The following is a 15,553-nucleotide window of genomic DNA, read 5'->3' as shown; positions in this document are numbered from 1 at the left end:
GTCAGCCCTGGTCGCTGGCCTTCGCATAGGCCGCGGCGCCCGCGACCTGATCTGACGCCGACGCCTGCGCGTTCGAACCCTTGGCGGCCACCACGACCATGGCCGGGCGCACCGTGCGGCCGAACAGGGCGTAGCCGGCCTGCAGGGTCTGGATCACCTTGCCGCCGTCCACCTCGGTCGACGGCTGCTCCATCATCGCCTGGTGCAGATGCGGGTCGAAGGCCTCGCCGGCCGCCGGGGCGACCCGCACCAGATTGTTGGCCTCGAAGGCCGACAGCAGCGACCTCTGCGTCATCTCCAGCCCGGTGATCAGGCCGGCGGCGGCGCCTTCCGCGTCCTTGGGCGCGGCCTGCAGCGCGCGCTCAAGATTGTCGGCGACGCCCAGCAGGTCGCGCGCGAAGCGCTGGATGGCATAGGCGCGGGCGTCGTTGTTCTGGGCCTCGGCGCGCTTCTTGGTGTTCTCCGCCTCGGCCACGGCGCGCAGGGCGCGGTCCTTCCACTGGTCGCGCTCGGCGATCAGCTGGTCGATCGGACCCAGGTCCTCGCCCGGATGGGCGTTCAGCCCGGCCTCGGCGTCGGCCTCCAGCTCGGGATCGAAGTCTTGCGGGTCGTCAGTCGGTTCGTTCACGTCTCTTGTCCGTCCAGAATCCGGCCCAGCACCCGGGCGGTGTAGTCCACCAACGGGATCACTCGGGCATAGTTCAGCCGCGCGGGGCCGATGACTCCCAGAGCCCCGATCACCCGCTGCCGGCCGGTCATATAGGGCGCCGCGATCACGGCGGAACCCGAAAGCGAAAACAGTCGCGTCTCCGAGCCGATGAAGATTCGGACGCCCTGCGCCGACGACACCCCGTCCAGCAGGCCGATGAGCTGCTCCTTCTGCTCCAGATCGTCGAACAGGACGCGCACCCGTTCCAGGTCCTCCACGGCCTCGCGGTCCTGCAGCAGGTTCGCCCTGCCGCGCACAATCAGGGCCCGCTCGCGCTCGCCGCCGCCGGACCAGGCCGCCAGTCCGTCCTCGACCAGGCGGGCGGCCGCCGCGTCCAGTTCCTGCCGCGCCGCGTCCAGCTCGGCGCGCATCTCGGTGCGCGTCTCGTGCAGCGGACGCCCTTTCAGCCGGGCGTTCAGGAAGTTCGACGCTTCCTGCAGCGTCGAGGGCGTCACCCCCGCCTTCAGGGGCATCAGGCGGTTCTCGACGGTGCCGTCGTCGCCGACCAGCACCGCCAGCGCCTGATCGTGACCCAGGGCCACGAACTCGACGTGCTTGACCCCGGCGTCGCGCACCGGACTGGCGACGATCCCCGCCCCGCCGGCCAGACCGGACAGCAGGGCGGACGCCTCGTTCAGCACCTCGTCGAAGCCGCGCCCCCGCCCGGCCAGCCGCGCGTCGATCTCGCGCCGCTCCTCGGCGCCGACGTCCCCGACCTCCAGCAGGCCGTCTACGAACAGCCGCAATCCGGCATGCGTCGGAATGCGTCCCGCGGACGTGTGCGGCGACGCCAGAAGTCCCGCCAGCGTCAGGTCCTGCATGGTGTTGCGGATCGACGCCGGGGACAGCGCCACCCCGCTCAGCGAGAGCGTTCTCGACCCCACCGGCTCGCCGGTCTGAAGATAGGTCTCGACGATGCGCCGAAAGATGTCGCGCGCGCGCTGGTCCAGCACGGTCAGGGGGGCGGAAGCGCCGAGGTAGCTCATGCCTGCCCCTCCCAATCCTGCCGCGTCAGCCGCATGATGAGGCAATCGTCCGCGGCGAACGTCCGCCGCCCCTCCTCGCGGAAGCCCAGTCGGCGATAGAACCGGTGCGCCGCCACGTTCGAGTTCAGCGGGTCGATCACCACGGCCTTCACCCGCGGCTCGGCGAAGCATCGATCCAGCATCTGCGTCATCATCCGCGTGCCGACGCCGCGGTTCAGCCATTCCGGCGGGCCGATCCATATGTCGACCGCGCGCAGATCCGGCTCGATCTCACCCCAGTAATGGCTGGGCTCCGTGTGCGGATCGCACACCGCCATGACGCCGACCGGCTCGCCCGCGACCTCGGCGATCACATAGGTGAGCTCATAGGCGGAGTTCGACAGCTCGTCGGCCCAGTCGATGCCGTCGAACGCGACCTCGGCGTCCGGGTCGTCGCTGGAGCAGGCGATGACGTGCGGCTGCCGGTCCCACGCCGCCAGCAGGGGGGCGTCGGCGGCCGTTGCGGGTCTCAGGGTGACGGTATCCGGGCTCACGCTTTCAGGATAAGCAGCGCGCGGACTCCGTCCAAGCGATCTCCATCCGCTTTCCATCCGATTCTCCAAGGTTGTCCATGCGCCCTTCCGACCGCCGCCCCGACCAGCTTCGCGCCGTCACGCTGGAGACCGGCGTCAACCGCCACGCCGAAGGCTCCTGCCTCGTCTCCTTCGGCCACACGCGCGTGCTGGTCACCTGCTCGGTCGAAGACGGCGTTCCCGGCTGGCTCCGCGGCAAGGGCCAGGGCTGGGTCACGGCGGAGTACGGCATGCTGCCCCGCGCCACCCACACGCGCGGCCGGCGAGAGGCCGCGGCCGGCAAGCAGTCGGGCCGCACCCAGGAGATCCAGCGCCTGATCGGCCGGTCCCTGCGCGCCGTGGTCGATCTGAAGGCGCTGGGCGAGCGGCAGGTGACGCTGGACTGCGACGTCATCCAGGCCGACGGCGGCACCCGAACCGCCGCCATCACCGGCGCCTGGACGGCCATGGCCTCGGCGTTCCGGTACCTGCGCGCCGAGGGCGTGCTGAAGTCCGATCCGATCCTCGATCAGGTCGCCGCCGTCAGCTGCGGCGTGTTTCAGGACGTGCCGGTGCTGGACCTCGACTACGAGGAGGATTCCTCGGCCGAGGCGGATTCGAACTTCGTCCTCACGGGCTCGGGTTCGATCGTGGAGATTCAGGCGACCGGCGAAAAGCGCGGCTTCACCCGCGACGAGTTCGAGCGCCTGTTCAGCCTGGCCGAAGGCGGCTGCGCCGAGCTGTTCGCCCTGCAGCGGGCGGCGCTGGGGTGACGCTCACTGGGCGGTCATGCCGCCGTCGATCTTGAACTCGGCGCCGGTGACGAATTTCGACTCGTCCGAGGCGAGGTAGAGCACGCAGAACGCCACGTCGTCCGGCTCGCCGATGCGCTTCAGCGGGATGCCGCGCGCCAGCTTCTGGTGCGCCGCGCCCTCGTCGCCGCCGGCCATGGCGACGAAGGGGTCCAGGATCGGGGTCTTGATGAACACGGGGTGGACCGAGTTGCAGCGCACGTTCCACTCGGCCTTGGCGGCCTCCAGCGCGACGGTCTTGGTGTACATCCAGACCCCGGCCTTGGTGGCGTTGTAGGCCCCCATCCCCGGCCCGGCGGCGAGGCCGGCGATCGACGAGATGTTGATGATCGAGGCCGGCGCCGCAGCGCGGAGATGCGGCATGGCGTGCTTGCAGCCGAACATCACGGAGCGAAGGTTGACCTGGTACTGCCGGTCCCAGTTGGCCGCCGTGTCGCCCTCGACGAACACGAGGTCGCCGCCGATCCCGGCGTTGTTCACGAGCACCGACAGGCCGCCCATGGCCTCGACGGCGTCGGCGACGACCTCGGCCCATCGGGCTTCGTCCGCGACGTCGTGCGCGAAGCCGAAGGCCGCGCCGGGAACCTCGGCGTTGATCTCTTCAGCCAGGGCGTCGGCCGCCGCGCCGTCGACGTCGGTGATCGCCACCTTCGCTCCCTCGCGCGCCAGCATCCTGGCCATGGCGCGGCCCAGCCCGCCGGCGCCGCCCGTGACCAGGGCGCGTTTGCCCGCGACGCGACCGGCCATCACTTGCCGCCCATGGCGGCGGCGGTCTCGTCGACGAAGCGGGCCAGGGTCACGTCCTTGTCCGTCACGCCGCCGGCGTCGTGGGTGGTCAGAACGATCTCCACACCGTTGTAGACGTTGGACCATTCCGGATGGTGGTCGGCCTTGTCGGCATGAAGCGCCACCCGGGTCATGAAGCCGAAGGCCGCGTTGAAGTCGGCGAACTTCAGAGTCCGTCGGATCGCGGGCCGGTCGCCCGGCTCCGCGCGCCAGAGCGGCAGGTCCTTCAGAACCGCGTCCACGTTCAGCCTGTCCGCCATGGCGTCCTCCGTTTGCTCCGGCCTAGCCTCGTGAGGACGCGCCGACAAGCGCGGCGGAACGCGCGGCCAAGCTGGAGCGTTGCCGTACGTCGCCGTAACGGGGTCATGTCATGAGCAATCTATGGATCGAGGCGCTTGAGCCCGCCGACCGGCGGCGCATCGAGCCGCATCTGAACGAAAGGCCCTTCGTGCAGGGTCAGACTCTGTTCGACGCCGGCGAGGCGGTGGACGAGGTCTGGTTTCCGCTGGATGGGGTCGTGTCGCTGATGACGGTCCTCGCCGACGACCGCATGGTCGAGACCGCGGCCATCGGCCGCGAGGGCCTCGTCGGCGTGACCTGCGGCCCCCTGAACGCCCGCGCCTCCAGCCGCGCGATCGCGCAGATCGAGGGCTCCGCGGCCTGCTGCCCCGCGGACGTCTTCTCCGACGCCCTGTCCAGGAGCGAACCCATGCGTGCGGCCCTGTCGCGCTTCACCGAAAACCTGCTCGCCCAGGTCCAGCAGACCGCCGCCTGCAACGCCCAGCACCGCCTTGACGAGCGGCTGGCCCGCTGGCTGCTGACCCTGCACGACCGCGCCGACTCCGACCGCTTCGACCTGACCCAGCAGGACATCGCCGGCATGCTGGGCGTGCGCCGCGCGACCGTCAGCGAAATCGGCGCCCTTCTGGAAGACCGCAAGCTGATCGCCCGCGGTCGGGGCTGGGTCGAAATCCTGAACCGGCCGGGACTCGAGAAGGCGTCCTGCGGCTGCTACCGCATGATGCGCGCGGTCTCGACCGATCTGGGCGTGCCATTGCCCAAGTTCGGCTGAAGCCGCGACCCCGAGGACGCGTGACGCGGCCCGTCGGGGCGGCTAAACCGCGCCCATGACCGACGCCGCCGCAGGCTCCCGCAAGACCTCCCCCTTCGGCTTCCGCGATCTGGAGGCGGACGAGAAGGTGCGCGCCGTGCGCGGCGTGTTCGAATCCGTCGCTCCCAGCTACGACCGCATGAACGACCTCATGTCCGGGGGCGTGCATCGGCTGTGGAAGGACGCCGTGGCGGCGCGCATGAATCCGCGGCCGGGCGAGACCATCCTGGACGTCGCCGGGGGCACCGGCGACCTCGCGCGGCGCTATGCGGCGCTGGCCCGCAAGGCACAGGAGCGCAACGGCGGGCCCGACGCCTCGGTCATCGTGCTGGACTACAACGCGGAGATGATCCGCGCCGGCATCGCCCGCGGGTCCGAGCCCGAGCTGACCTGGGTCGTCGGCGACGCCATGAGGCTTCCCCTCCCCGACGCCTCGGTCGACGCCTATTCGATCGGCTTCGGCATACGCAACGTGGCCGACGTGGACCAGGCCCTGCGAGAGGCGCGCCGCGTGCTGAAGCCGGGCGGGCGATTCCTGTGTCTGGAGTTCAGCCGTCCGACCGCCGCGGCGATCCGCGCCGCCTACGACGCCTGGTCCTTCCACGCCATTCCCCGGATCGGCAAGTGGGTGGCCAGGGACGAGGACAGCTACGTCTACCTGGTCGAAAGCATCCGCCGCTTCCCCGACCAGCAGAGGTTCAAGGCCATGATCGAGGCCGCGGGCTTCGGCCGCGTGTCGGTGACCAACCTGTCGGGCGGGGTCGCCGCCCTGCATCAGGGGTGGGCGATCTGACCCGTCTGACCGACGTCGCGACGCCGCCGCCCGTCCCGGCCGCCCAGCCGGTGCGGCGGCCGCTCGACGCCTTCGCCCGCCTGCTGCGCTGGGGCTGGGTCCTGCTGCGCCACGACGCCCTGATCCCGCGGGAGGTGACGCCTCTGCTCCCGCCCGCGGCCCGGCTGGCGGCGCGGCTCTTCCACCTGTTCGCCGGGGCGCAGTCCCGGACGGGTCGCCCCGGCGAACGCGTCGGTCGCGCCTTCGAGAGCCTCGGTCCGGTCGCCATCAAACTGGGGCAGGTGCTGGCCACCCGGGCCGACATCTTCGGCGTGCAGTTCGCTCGCGATCTGGGCCGGCTGAAGGACCGCCTGCCGCCCTTTGCGGTCGAGGAGGCGCGGCGCGAGATCGAGCGCGCGCTGGGCCGTCCGGTCGAAAGCCTGTTCACGGACCTGCAGCCCGCCGTGGCCGCCGCCTCGCTGGCGCAGGCCCACCCCGCGTTCCTCGCCGACGGGCGGAAGGTGGCGGTCAAGGTCCTGCGCCCCGGCGTCGAGCGGCGCGTGGCGCGCGGACTGGACGCCATGCGGCTGGCCGCCCGTCTGGCCGAGCGGTTCGTCGAGCCCTCTCGCCGGCTGGAGCCGCGCGCCTTCGTCGAGATCGTCGCCCGTTCGATGCAGATCGAGCTGGACATGCGGCTGGAAGCCGCCGCGGCGTCGGAATTGGGCGAGGTGATGGGCAAGGCCCGCGCGGAGGGGCGGGCCCACATGTCGGCGCCGGCCGTCATCTGGGACGGCGTCGGCAAGCGCGTGCTGACGCTGGAATGGGCCCCGGGCCTGCCCATGACCGACCCCGCGGCGGCCGAACAGCCGGGCGTCGACCGCAACGCCCTGGCCGACAACGTGGTGCGGGCCTTCCTGATCCAGGCCCTGGATCACGGCACCTTCCACGCCGACCTGCACGAGGGAAACCTGTTCTGTCACGCCCCGGCCGAACTTACCGCGGTCGACTTCGGCATCGTCGGACGCCTCGGCCCGGCGGAGCGGAAGTATCTGGCCGAGATCCTGTGGGGCTTCCTGAACCGCGACTACGACCGCATCGCCCGGGTGCATTTCGAGGCCGGATACGTGCCGCCGGAACATTCCGTCGAGGCTTTCGCCCAGGCCCTGCGCGCGGTGGGCGAGCCGGTCATCGGCAAGCAGGCGTCGCAGGTGTCGATGGGCCGCCTTCTGGGCCAGCTGTTCGAGATCACCGATCTGTTCGACATGCGCCTGCGGCCGGAGCTGATCCTGCTGCAGAAGACGATGGTTTCGGTCGAGGGCGTGGCGCGCCGGCTGAATCCGGACCACGACCTGTGGGCGGCGGCTCAGCCCGTGGTGGCCGCCTGGATCCGGCGGGAGCTCGGTCCGCAGGCCCAGGTCCGCGACTTGCTGGAGGAGGTCCGGGCCGTGCTGAAGGCTCTGGCGCGTCAGGCCCAGGAGCCGCCGGCTCCGGCGGTGGTCGTCGAGACCCGCCCTGACCCGCGATGGCCCGGAATCGTCGCGGTCCTCGCCCTGCTGGCGGGAGCGTCCGCCCTCGTTCTGTCGTTTTGGCCGCGCATCCTCTGACGATCAGGGCCGCGTTCAGGAGTTCCGTCCCCATGAAGACCCTCGCCGTCGGCGCCTTTGCCGCCACCCTGCTGCTCGCCGGCGCCGCCGCGGCGCAGGAAGAGACCGTCGCCGCCGGGCGCATCCAGAACACCTTCGACGCCAGCGGGCGGCAGACCGCTGTCGCCACGCAGCAGCGCACCGAGGCCGATCCGCGCGCCGAGCCGGCGATCCGGGCCTTCATCGGCGGCCTTCAGACCGGCACGGTCGACTGGAACGCCTTCACGCCGAACCTGGCCGCCCAACTCCAGCCGGGCGAGGCCCAGGCCGTCGAAATCATCCGGGGTCTCGGCGCCCTGGAGAGCGTCGAATTCTTCCAGCATCGCGACGGCGCCGACCTGTTTCTGGTCCGTTTCGAACAGGCGGACACGCAGTGGGTCGTCGGCTTCGACGAGGCCGGGAAGATCGCCGCCCTGCTGTTCCGCCCGGCCCCGCCGATCGAACAGACGCCCGAGGCCGCGCCGGGCGAGTGAGGCCTCAGTCGAGGTCGGGGCGCCCGCGACCCGACTTGATGCCCGAGCGCACCGACTTGGCCTGGAGACGCCGCTCCTTCGAGGCGCGGGTCGGCCGCGTGGCGACCCGCTTCACCGGCCGCACCGCTGCGCGGTCGATCAGGTCGTGCAGACGGTCCAGGGCGTCCTGGCGGTTGCGCTCCTGGGTCCGGTACCGGACGGCCTGGATCACGATCACGCCGTCGGTGGTGAGCCGCGACCCGGCCAGCCGCATCAGGCGCGCGCGCACGTCCTCCGGCAGGCTGGGCGATCCGCGCGCATCGAAGCGCAGCTGCACCGCCGTCGACACCTTGTTGACGTTCTGGCCGCCGGGGCCGCCGGCGCGGAAGAAGCGGAATTCCAGTTCTGACTCGGGCGGGCGGATCATCGCCCCATCATGACGCGGCGGGGGCTCAGCCCCAAGGGCCGCGGGGTCTGTCCGACGTCGTCGGCACGCTGGTTCCCGTGGGGCCGGTGAACGCCGCGGCCGCGGACGCCGCCGGGCCGGGCCGCAGGCCCGACCGCTCGCCGATCTCCATGAGCGCGCGGACGCGGTTGCCCGTGGCCGGGTGGGTCGAGAACAGGTTGTCGGCCCCCTTGCCCGCCAGCGGATTGATGATGAACAGCTGGGCCGAGGCGGGATTGCGCTCCGCCGTGGGGTTCATGATGCGCCGGGCGTGAGCCTCGATCTTCTGCAGGGCGCGGGCGAGAGCGTGGGGATCACCCGCGATCTCCGCGCCGACGCGGTCCGCCTCGTATTCGCGCGAGCGGCTGATCGCCATCTGAACGAGCGCCGCCGCCATGGGCGCCAGCAGCATCAGGGCGATCGTGCCCACGATCCCGCCCGGCCGGTCGCGGTCGCCGCCGAAGATGAGGGCGAAGTTGGCCAAGGCCGAGATCGCGCCGGCGATGGTCGCCGTCACCGTCATGGTCAGGGTGTCGCGATTCTTCACGTGCGCCAGTTCGTGCGCCATGACGGCCCGGACCTCCTCCCGGGTCAGCAAGTCCAGCAGACCGGTGGTGGCGCAGACGGCCGCATTCTTCGGGTCGCGTCCGGTGGCGAAGGCGTTCGGCTGGTCCGAGGGGATGATCGCCACCTTCGGACGCGGCAGGCCGGCGCCCGCCGCCATCTCCAGCACGTCGTCGACGTAGGCGCGGACCATGGCGTTGGGATGGGTCTCGTCCACGGGCTGGGCGCGGTAGAGGCGCAGCACGATCTTGTCGGCGTTCCAGTAGCTGAACAGGTTCATCGCCGCCGCGATCGCAAGGGCGATCAGCATGCCGTTGAAGCCGCCGATCCACAGGCCGACGGCGCCGAACAGGGCGGTCAGGGCAGCCAGCAGGACGAAGGTCTTGAGGTGGTTCATCACGGGTCCAGGGGTCGCGCCGGGCGAGGAGGCCCATTAAATGAGATCGCGCCCCTCCGCCTCAAGAGACCGACCCTGTGACCGAAGCGCCCACCATGCCGGAGCCCGGCCTCAATCCCGACGTTCCCGGGGCCCGTCCCGACCGCGTCCTGACGGCGGTGGAGCGGGCGGCGCTGATGGAGGCCGAGGCCCGGCGACTGGCCGCGGCCCCGGTCGAGCTCGCGCCCGAGGACGGCGGCCCGCGCGGCCCGGAGCCCACGCGTTACGGCGACTGGGAGAAGAAGGGTCTGGCGATCGACTTCTGATCGCCCGCAGCGCGAAATCGCGGACGGCCGCTCGCCTGGATCAGGTTTTCCGAACCCGTCGGCCCGAACGGCGTTAACGTTTCCGCAACCGCGCGGAGGAGGGACCCATGCGCCGCATCGTCTTCGGAGCCCTGACGGGCGCCGCCGTTCTGGGGCTGGCCGGCGCGGCCACGGCCCAGTCGGGCTACGTCACCTACGGGCAGCCGTCCTATGGCGGCCAGGGCTACGTCACCTACGGGCAGCCGACGGTGCAGGATTACCGTTACGCCTATGGCGGGCAGGTCGCGGTGGAAACGCGCGGCGCGGCCTATGCGGCGACGGGCGCCTATGCCGACGGCCGCTCCGGCTACGGCTACGAGAGCTACGCCTATGGCTACGACGACCGCTACGGCCGGGGCTGCCGCGACCGGTGCGGCGGGCACTATCCCCCGCCCCCGCCGCCGCCCCCTCCGACCCACGGGTGTCACGACCGTTGTGGCGGGGGGCATGCTTACGGCGGCGGATACGCCTACTCGCACACCACCCATTGGTCGGATCGCCGCGGTCACTGGGGCCGCTATCAGCCCTGGGGCGGGCACGACCGGGGCGGCCGCTACGGCTACAGCGTCGGGCACGACCGGCGCGGCTACTATGAGCGCGACGGCTATCACGACGACCGTCCGCCTTACGGCAGGGACCATCGTCGGCGCGACCGATACGAGCGCGGCTGCGACTGCTACACGATCCTGGACGACCGCTGAGGCTCAGGCCGCGGGCTGAAGCATCTCCGCCGCGATCCGCGCCGCGGCCATGAGCGGCGAGGGGTCGCCGACGATGGGGCGCGCCACCACCACGTGGGTCGCGCCCGCCGCGAGCGCGCGGGAGGGCGTGGCCACCCGCCGCTGGTCGCCCGCGTCGGCCCCCGCCGGTCGCACGCCGGGGGTGACGATCAGGAAGTCGGGGCGCCCCGCCTGAACCGCGATCTCGCGCACCCGCGCCGCCTCGAGAGGGCTTGAGACCACGCCGTCGATGCCGCAGTCCAGCGCCTGACGCACGCGGCGCTCGACGAGGCCGGCGGCGTCCTCCGCGTGCCCGAGGTCGGCGAGATCGGCGTCCGACAGACTGGTCAGGACGGTGACGCCGAGGATCTTCGTGTCGGCGCCCGCGGCGTCGCGTCCGTTCACCGCGGCGCGCATCACCTGTGGATGGGCGTGGACGGTCAGCAGGTCGCAGCCGCCTTCGGCCACCGCGCGGGCGGCCCCTTCGACCTGGGCGCCGATGTCGTGCAGCTTCCAGTCCTGGAACACCATCTTGCCGCGCGCCCGCAGTTCGTGGGCGAAGGCCACGCCCCCGGGGCGCGCCAGCAGGGTAAGGCCGACCTTGTAGCTCTCCACCCCGTCCGCCAGCCGGTCGACCATGGCGCGCGCCGCGTCGATCGACGGCAGGTCCAGACCGACGATCAGCCGCGGGTCGGCGAGCAGGGGCGAGGTCATGGAAATCCTTTCGGCGCCGGGGGGTGGACGCGCGCGGTCGCGTCCGCCCTTATGGGCGCTCGGGCTGAGTTGTGGGGCAAGGGAACGTCATGGACGCGGTCGATCTGGGGGTCAACCTGTTCGTGGCGCTGTTCGCGCTCGTCGATCCCATCGGCAACATACCGATCTTCGCGGCGGCGACGGCGGGGGCCAGCCTTCGCCAGAGAGCGTCGCTGGCGGCGCTGATCTGCATCTTCGCGGCCTTCCTGCTGGCCTTCTTCTTCCTGACCGGCCTGTCGCTGCTGCAGTTCTTCGGCATCTCGCTGGCGGCGTTCCGGATCGCGGGCGGCATCCTGCTGCTGCTGCTCGGGCTGCACATGACCGGCGACGACTTCCTGAAGAGCTTCACCGACGCCGACGCGGGCGCCGATCTCACCGACGTGCGCGGCTATGCGCGCCGGCGGTTCCAGCGGCTGGTCGTGCCATTCGCCATGCCCCTGATGATCGGGCCGGGCGCGATCTCGACCATGATCATCCAGGCCGGCGAAGCGGCCAAGATCGGGCCGGCGGCGACGGTGGCCGGCTACGTCGCCATCGCCGCCGCCGCGTTCGTGACCTTCATCTGCTTCGCCCTGACCGGGCCGATCAGCCGCCTGCTGGGCGAGGTCGGAATGGCCATCATCGTGCGGGTGCTGGGTCTGATCCTGTGCGCCCTGGCCATCCAGTTCATTCTGCTGGGCCTGTCGGAGGCCATCCCGGGGATGATCAGCTCGGGCGTCACCACCCCCTATCCGACCGGCGGGCACTGAGCCGTCAGAAGGCGGGGACCGTGGTCCGTCTGTCGAAATCGTCCTGGGCCGCGACGGTGGACCGGCGGTAGAGCAGGGCCTCGGCCACGTGGGTGCGGCGGATGCCGTCGGCGCCGTCCAGATCGGCGATGGTGCGGGCCAGCCGTAGGGTCCGCGTCCAGCCTCGCGCGGTCAGGCCCGCCGCCTCGCCCGCCCGGGTCAACAGGGCCTTGCCCGCCTCGTCCGGCGCGGCGAAGCGGTCCAGCGCCTCGCCTTCCAGCCGGGCGTTGATCCCGCCGGTGCGCGCGGTCTGGGCCTCGCGGGCGGCGGCGACGCGGGAGGCGGCCTCGGCCGTGCCCTCGGCGGGCGGCGGCAGGGCCATGTCGGCGGCCGTGACGGCCGGCACCTCGACCGTCAGGTCGATGCGGTCGAACAGCGGCCCGGAGATGCGTCCCGCATAGTCGCGCTGGCACCGCGGGGCCTTGCCGCACGCCCCCTTGCCCGCCCCGCCGAGGCCGCAGCGGCACGGGTTCATGGCGGCGACCAACTGGAAGCGCGCCGGATACCGCACGTGGGCGTTGGCGCGGGCCACCGTGACCTCGCCGGTCTCCAGCGGCTGGCGCAGCGAATCCAGCGCCTGCGGCGTGAACTCCGCCATTATGGAGCAAACACACCTAGCGGTTTATTCGGCTGAACTCGGCCACCTTTCTTTCGGCAGTTGCCAAGGATGGCCGTTGTAGGGTGCTTTGCAACTCGGGCAGAGGTCTCGTGTGCTGGTGGCCCTCACAAGCTGAATCAGCCGGCCATTCTGCTCACACACGGGGCAGTAAGGGCGCCCTATGGGCGTTCCGTCTGCGTTCAGTCCGAACGTGTAGCCACGATAGCTGACCGTCGCGGGCTTTTCGCGCTCGCGGGTTGTCAGACGGGCGATCTCCGCATCCTTTGCCGCAAGTGCGGCTTGCGCATCGGCCAAGGCAATCTTGGTATCGGCAAGGCTTGTGTAAATTTCAGCCAGCCGGGCTTTTAGCTCAGCCTTGTCAAGCTGTGCGTTCACCTCGATGAGGCCCTTCACCAGCGTTAGCGCTTGGCCCGCTGCTGCAAGTCCCGAACTTATATCCATGAGTTCCCCGGATCGCCCCAAGTTGCGGATGTAGGGACACGAACGGCGTTCGCGTCCCTACACCACTGAATGGTCTCACCGGCACTCGGGCAGGGAAAGCAGATTGTCGTTCCACTTCCCGTCCGCATAGGTGCGGACGTATTTCCCATTCGGGCCGTTAACGACACCTATGTTGCCGTGATTGCCGTTCACCAGCGTGTAGAAGGTGTTCGTCTTGGCTTCGATGGAGTCGATGACCTGCTGCCGGGTCCACTTCCAGCCACCGCCGGCTGTCCCCCCTAGATGGGTGATGCCTTCGTAGGGGTCGTTGCGGGGCTGCTTGTTGATGCAGCTAACTTGGACGTCTGCCATTTGTGTTCTCGATAATGTTGAAGAAGGCCGGCCCGCCCTCGGCGCGCCGGAGTTCAGCTACCAGCGGCCCGGTCGGGGGCTCGGAGGAGCGGACGGACGCGGCGGGTAAGACGGCCGCTGTGGCGATTGCGGAAACGACGGGCGGCTCGGGAGAGGCCCGTTCGGAACGGATGGGCGTTGGGGAGTCATATTGATTTTCTTTCGAACGAACGGCGTTCGTAAGTTCCCACCTGCTGTGCAGGTTGATTCGGCAAGGACTCTGATTCTAACCTGCCCGAATCATCGGGATTGAACGCCTGATGGTGAAATGAGGGGAGGGTCGGGTTTCCTCGGCTACCAAACTTCGGAACCGACTCCTCCTCTCAAACGCCTCGTTTTCGGCCGCATCACGCCAGCCTAGACGAGCACTGCCCACTTACTTCTTGCGGGGTTCCGACACCGTGCCCTTCGGGTTACGGACGGCTGTTCCAGTCGTCACGTATTTGCCCGTCGAGGCTGAACGGTGCGGTCCCTTGGGGGGCGATTTGGCCATCCCAATCTCCAACACATGATTACGCGACCGTGCCTCGCGCTGGCACTCATTACACTCGACTGCCACTTTCGATTCCGCAACCCCTATCTTGTGGGTATGTCCGAAAAAATCACACGATCTAGTGGACAGTGGGAGCGAACGCGGCAAGGTTCGCTCTGATTGGTCTGATTTGGGTGCGCGCGACAAGCGAGATGTTCCGGGCTTGTTCCGCCTATCCACAACTTATCAGCGTTTAGTTTACCATCACGCATCACCCGTCGTTTAGCCTTGACGGCGAAGCTCGTGGTTATGGCCAGACAACACGCCCCCACCCAACTCGAAGACAAATACGCCCGGCTGATGGGCGCCTTGCAGGTGATCGACCACGAGGTAGAGCCCGTCATGGGCGTCGCCGCGATCATCGAGAAGCAACTGGAGATCGAGCGCCGAAAGAGGAAGATGCTTGAACAGGCCCGCGCATACGTCGCGGCGATCCGCGCATTCGAGCCCCACTGGGACCCCGAGGCGGTCAGGCCGATCATCACCAAGCCACGCACCCGAAAGCACGGCGAGGGAGCCAAGGCCGCCTATCGCGTGCTCAAGGCCGCCGACCGGCCTCTGACGACGTGGGAAATTGGCAGGGCGATCGCAGCCGAGCTTGGCATCGCCGAACCAGATCACCGGGAGAAGAGCCGGTTGGCTCACATCGCCAACGGCGCCTGCCAGAGATCATTGGTGCGAGGGTTGGTAGAGCGCCACGAGGGGCCGCCAGCCCGGTGGTCTATCAGGCGGCGCGCAGGTGCCGCTGCCAGTAACCGCTCAGCCTAGAGGTTGGGCTGTTCGCAGCCGCGCCGACGACCAACGTGAACTGCCGGCCGTTGTCCACGCGCCGAAAGTCTTCGCGCCAACCTAGCTCCTGCGCATACGCGAGAAGGTATCGGCCCCAAATGCGGTGGTGGACACCGCGTTCGGCCCGCCGAAGGCGGGCGTTGAAGCTCTCCGCCCAGTTCGTGTGGATGCCGCCGGGCTCGGCGTAACGGACGCTGTGATTGATCTGCTTGTGCTCGTCGAAGAACATATGCAGGGCCGTCCAAGCGGAGCCTTCGTCTGTGCGGATGCTCGCGGAGGGGTCGATGTGCTGTAGCAGCGCGTTGAATGCCTCGGTCTCCTGCTTCACGATCACCGAAATCGTCCGACCGCCCGGCCGGCGCTCTCGCATCGTCACCACCGACAGGCGCTTGGGGTTCTTCACCCGCCGGTCCGGCCGCTCCGCCTTGACGTTCTTCTGCTTGAAGTGACCACCCACCCAAACGCCATCCACTTCGACGACGCCGGTCAGCATCCGATCCACCCGCATGGAACCCATCGCCTCCCGCAGCTTGTGCAAAAGGACGAAGGCGGTCTTGTAGGAGCAGTCGATCTCACGGGTCAGGCGGAGCGCGCTCACGCCGCTGGCGCCGTTCACAAAAAGCGCGATGGCCGTGAGGATGTCTCGAAAGAGCATCTTGCGGCGGTCGAAGACGGTGCCGGACGTGAGAGAGAACTGCCGCTCGCAGGCCTTGCATTTAAAGATCGGCCGGCACTGAAACTCATGCACAGCGTCGCACTGACAGCGGGGGCATACTGGCCTCCCGCCGCTGTCGGCGAACCGAACTGCACGAAACGCGGCTCTCGCCTCCTCCTCGCTCATGCGAGCGACTTGGGTGCTGCTGAGAGATCGCGCCTTTGCAGAAAGGAGAAAATGCTGCGACAAACGTATCTAGTGCGGACGCATCGTTTTTGATGCGTCCGCACCGAAA

Annotated in this window: 20 protein-coding genes and 1 pseudogene; 9 read left to right on the top strand and 12 right to left on the bottom strand. The window is 69.6% G+C overall.

Features of this window, described 5'->3' with window-relative positions:
• Position 1: 1 nt before the first annotated feature.
• Genes grpE through EFJ44_RS01875 form a run of 3 tightly spaced genes read right to left on the bottom strand, consistent with a single transcriptional unit; the run spans position 2 to position 2,228 of the window.
• Positions 2–628 (bottom strand): nucleotide exchange factor GrpE, encoded by a 627-nt coding sequence (grpE, locus tag EFJ44_RS01885; protein WP_277596036.1) that lies wholly within the window; start codon positions 626–628, stop codon positions 2–4.
• On the bottom strand, positions 625–1,695 hold the full coding sequence (gene hrcA / locus EFJ44_RS01880; protein ID WP_125255490.1) for a heat-inducible transcriptional repressor HrcA: 1,071 nt from the start codon (positions 1,693–1,695) through the stop codon (positions 625–627). Before hrcA ends, grpE begins: the two co-directional genes overlap by 4 nt.
• Positions 1,692–2,228, bottom strand: coding sequence for a GNAT family N-acetyltransferase (locus EFJ44_RS01875; protein WP_241209640.1), 537 nt, complete (start codon positions 2,226–2,228; stop codon positions 1,692–1,694). The genes hrcA and EFJ44_RS01875 overlap by 4 nt, the downstream gene beginning before the upstream one ends.
• Before the next feature lie 77 nt (positions 2,229–2,305).
• Here EFJ44_RS01875 and rph point away from each other — a divergent pair, with 77 nt between their 5' ends.
• Complete coding sequence (rph, locus tag EFJ44_RS01870) at positions 2,306–3,019, top strand: ribonuclease PH (protein WP_125255488.1); 714 nt, start codon at positions 2,306–2,308, stop codon at positions 3,017–3,019.
• A gap of 3 nt (positions 3,020–3,022) precedes the next feature.
• On the opposite strand, the gene EFJ44_RS01865 is transcribed toward rph, so the two are convergent.
• Complete coding sequence (locus EFJ44_RS01865; RefSeq protein ID WP_125255487.1) at positions 3,023–3,805, bottom strand: SDR family oxidoreductase; 783 nt, start codon at positions 3,803–3,805, stop codon at positions 3,023–3,025.
• Positions 3,805–4,104, bottom strand: a complete 300-nt coding sequence (locus tag EFJ44_RS01860) for a 4a-hydroxytetrahydrobiopterin dehydratase (protein WP_125255486.1) — start codon at positions 4,102–4,104, stop codon at positions 3,805–3,807. Before EFJ44_RS01860 ends, EFJ44_RS01865 begins: the two co-directional genes overlap by 1 nt.
• Positions 4,105–4,214: 110 nt before the next feature.
• On the opposite strand from EFJ44_RS01860, the gene EFJ44_RS01855 reads away from it, so the two are divergent.
• From EFJ44_RS01855 to EFJ44_RS01840, 4 genes are read left to right on the top strand one after another with little or no spacing between them, the layout of a single operon-like run.
• Entirely contained in the window at positions 4,215–4,916 is a 702-nt protein-coding gene (locus EFJ44_RS01855) for a Crp/Fnr family transcriptional regulator (RefSeq protein WP_125255485.1), read from the top strand.
• Positions 4,917–4,971: 55 nt separating this feature from the next.
• The gene (locus tag EFJ44_RS01850; protein ID WP_125255484.1) at positions 4,972–5,748 is read left to right on the top strand and encodes a class I SAM-dependent methyltransferase; all 777 of its coding nucleotides are present in this window, start codon (positions 4,972–4,974) and stop codon (positions 5,746–5,748) included.
• The gene (gene ubiB / locus EFJ44_RS01845) at positions 5,736–7,331 is read left to right on the top strand and encodes a 2-polyprenylphenol 6-hydroxylase (RefSeq protein WP_125255483.1); all 1,596 of its coding nucleotides are present in this window, start codon (positions 5,736–5,738) and stop codon (positions 7,329–7,331) included. The genes EFJ44_RS01850 and ubiB overlap by 13 nt, the downstream gene beginning before the upstream one ends.
• Positions 7,332–7,363: 32 nt before the next feature.
• Positions 7,364–7,843, top strand: coding sequence for a hypothetical protein (locus tag EFJ44_RS01840; RefSeq protein WP_125255482.1), 480 nt, complete (start codon positions 7,364–7,366; stop codon positions 7,841–7,843).
• Between the two features lie 4 nt (positions 7,844–7,847).
• Here EFJ44_RS01840 and arfB read toward each other — a convergent pair whose 3' ends face one another.
• Together arfB and htpX are read right to left on the bottom strand one after the other, a co-directional pair.
• Complete coding sequence (gene arfB, locus EFJ44_RS01835; protein WP_125255481.1) at positions 7,848–8,249, bottom strand: alternative ribosome rescue aminoacyl-tRNA hydrolase ArfB; 402 nt, start codon at positions 8,247–8,249, stop codon at positions 7,848–7,850.
• A gap of 25 nt (positions 8,250–8,274) precedes the next feature.
• Positions 8,275–9,228 (bottom strand): zinc metalloprotease HtpX, encoded by a 954-nt coding sequence (gene htpX / locus EFJ44_RS01830; RefSeq protein WP_125255480.1) that lies wholly within the window; start codon positions 9,226–9,228, stop codon positions 8,275–8,277.
• A gap of 77 nt (positions 9,229–9,305) precedes the next feature.
• Here htpX and EFJ44_RS01825 point away from each other — a divergent pair, with 77 nt between their 5' ends.
• A complete protein-coding gene (locus EFJ44_RS01825; protein WP_420897362.1) occupies positions 9,306–9,533 on the top strand; it encodes a DUF1674 domain-containing protein in 228 nt (75 codons plus the stop codon).
• A 107-nt stretch (positions 9,534–9,640) separates the two neighbouring features.
• Entirely contained in the window at positions 9,641–10,273 is a 633-nt protein-coding gene (locus EFJ44_RS13730) for a hypothetical protein (protein ID WP_164511821.1), read from the top strand.
• A gap of 3 nt (positions 10,274–10,276) precedes the next feature.
• Here EFJ44_RS13730 and pyrF read toward each other — a convergent pair whose 3' ends face one another.
• Positions 10,277–10,993, bottom strand: a complete 717-nt coding sequence (gene pyrF, locus EFJ44_RS01815; protein WP_241209675.1) for an orotidine-5'-phosphate decarboxylase — start codon at positions 10,991–10,993, stop codon at positions 10,277–10,279.
• A gap of 101 nt (positions 10,994–11,094) precedes the next feature.
• Between pyrF and EFJ44_RS01810 the strand changes: the two genes are divergently transcribed.
• Positions 11,095–11,793 (top strand): MarC family protein, encoded by a 699-nt coding sequence (locus tag EFJ44_RS01810; protein ID WP_125255477.1) that lies wholly within the window; start codon positions 11,095–11,097, stop codon positions 11,791–11,793.
• A gap of 4 nt (positions 11,794–11,797) precedes the next feature.
• On the opposite strand, the pseudogene EFJ44_RS01805 reads toward EFJ44_RS01810, so the two are convergent.
• From EFJ44_RS01805 to EFJ44_RS01795, 3 genes and pseudogenes are all read right to left on the bottom strand, one after another.
• Positions 11,798–12,430: pseudogene (locus EFJ44_RS01805) on the bottom strand (ATP-binding protein); the annotation flags it as partial.
• A gap of 24 nt (positions 12,431–12,454) precedes the next feature.
• Positions 12,455–12,844 carry a hypothetical protein gene (locus EFJ44_RS01800; protein WP_125255476.1) on the bottom strand — a complete coding sequence of 130 codons (390 nt, stop codon included), beginning with the start codon at positions 12,842–12,844 and terminating at the stop codon, positions 12,455–12,457.
• A gap of 123 nt (positions 12,845–12,967) precedes the next feature.
• Positions 12,968–13,243: a DUF3892 domain-containing protein gene (locus EFJ44_RS01795; protein ID WP_125255475.1), complete on the bottom strand. Its 276-nt coding sequence runs from the start codon at positions 13,241–13,243 to the stop codon at positions 12,968–12,970.
• A gap of 820 nt (positions 13,244–14,063) precedes the next feature.
• Between EFJ44_RS01795 and EFJ44_RS01790 the strand changes: the two genes are divergently transcribed.
• Positions 14,064–14,582, top strand: coding sequence for a hypothetical protein (locus EFJ44_RS01790; RefSeq protein ID WP_125255474.1), 519 nt, complete (start codon positions 14,064–14,066; stop codon positions 14,580–14,582).
• On the opposite strand, the gene EFJ44_RS01785 is transcribed toward EFJ44_RS01790, so the two are convergent.
• Positions 14,539–15,507 carry an IS1595 family transposase gene (locus tag EFJ44_RS01785; protein ID WP_125255473.1) on the bottom strand — a complete coding sequence of 323 codons (969 nt, stop codon included), beginning with the start codon at positions 15,505–15,507 and terminating at the stop codon, positions 14,539–14,541. The genes EFJ44_RS01790 and EFJ44_RS01785 overlap by 44 nt on opposite strands.
• Positions 15,508–15,553 lie beyond the last annotated feature (46 nt).

The sequence above is a fragment of the Brevundimonas fluminis genome, assembly GCF_003934285.1.
Taxonomy (GTDB): domain Bacteria; phylum Pseudomonadota; class Alphaproteobacteria; order Caulobacterales; family Caulobacteraceae; genus Brevundimonas; species Brevundimonas fluminis.
Note: the sequence above shows the minus strand (reverse complement) of the source record. Positions and strands in the feature narration are given on the sequence as shown.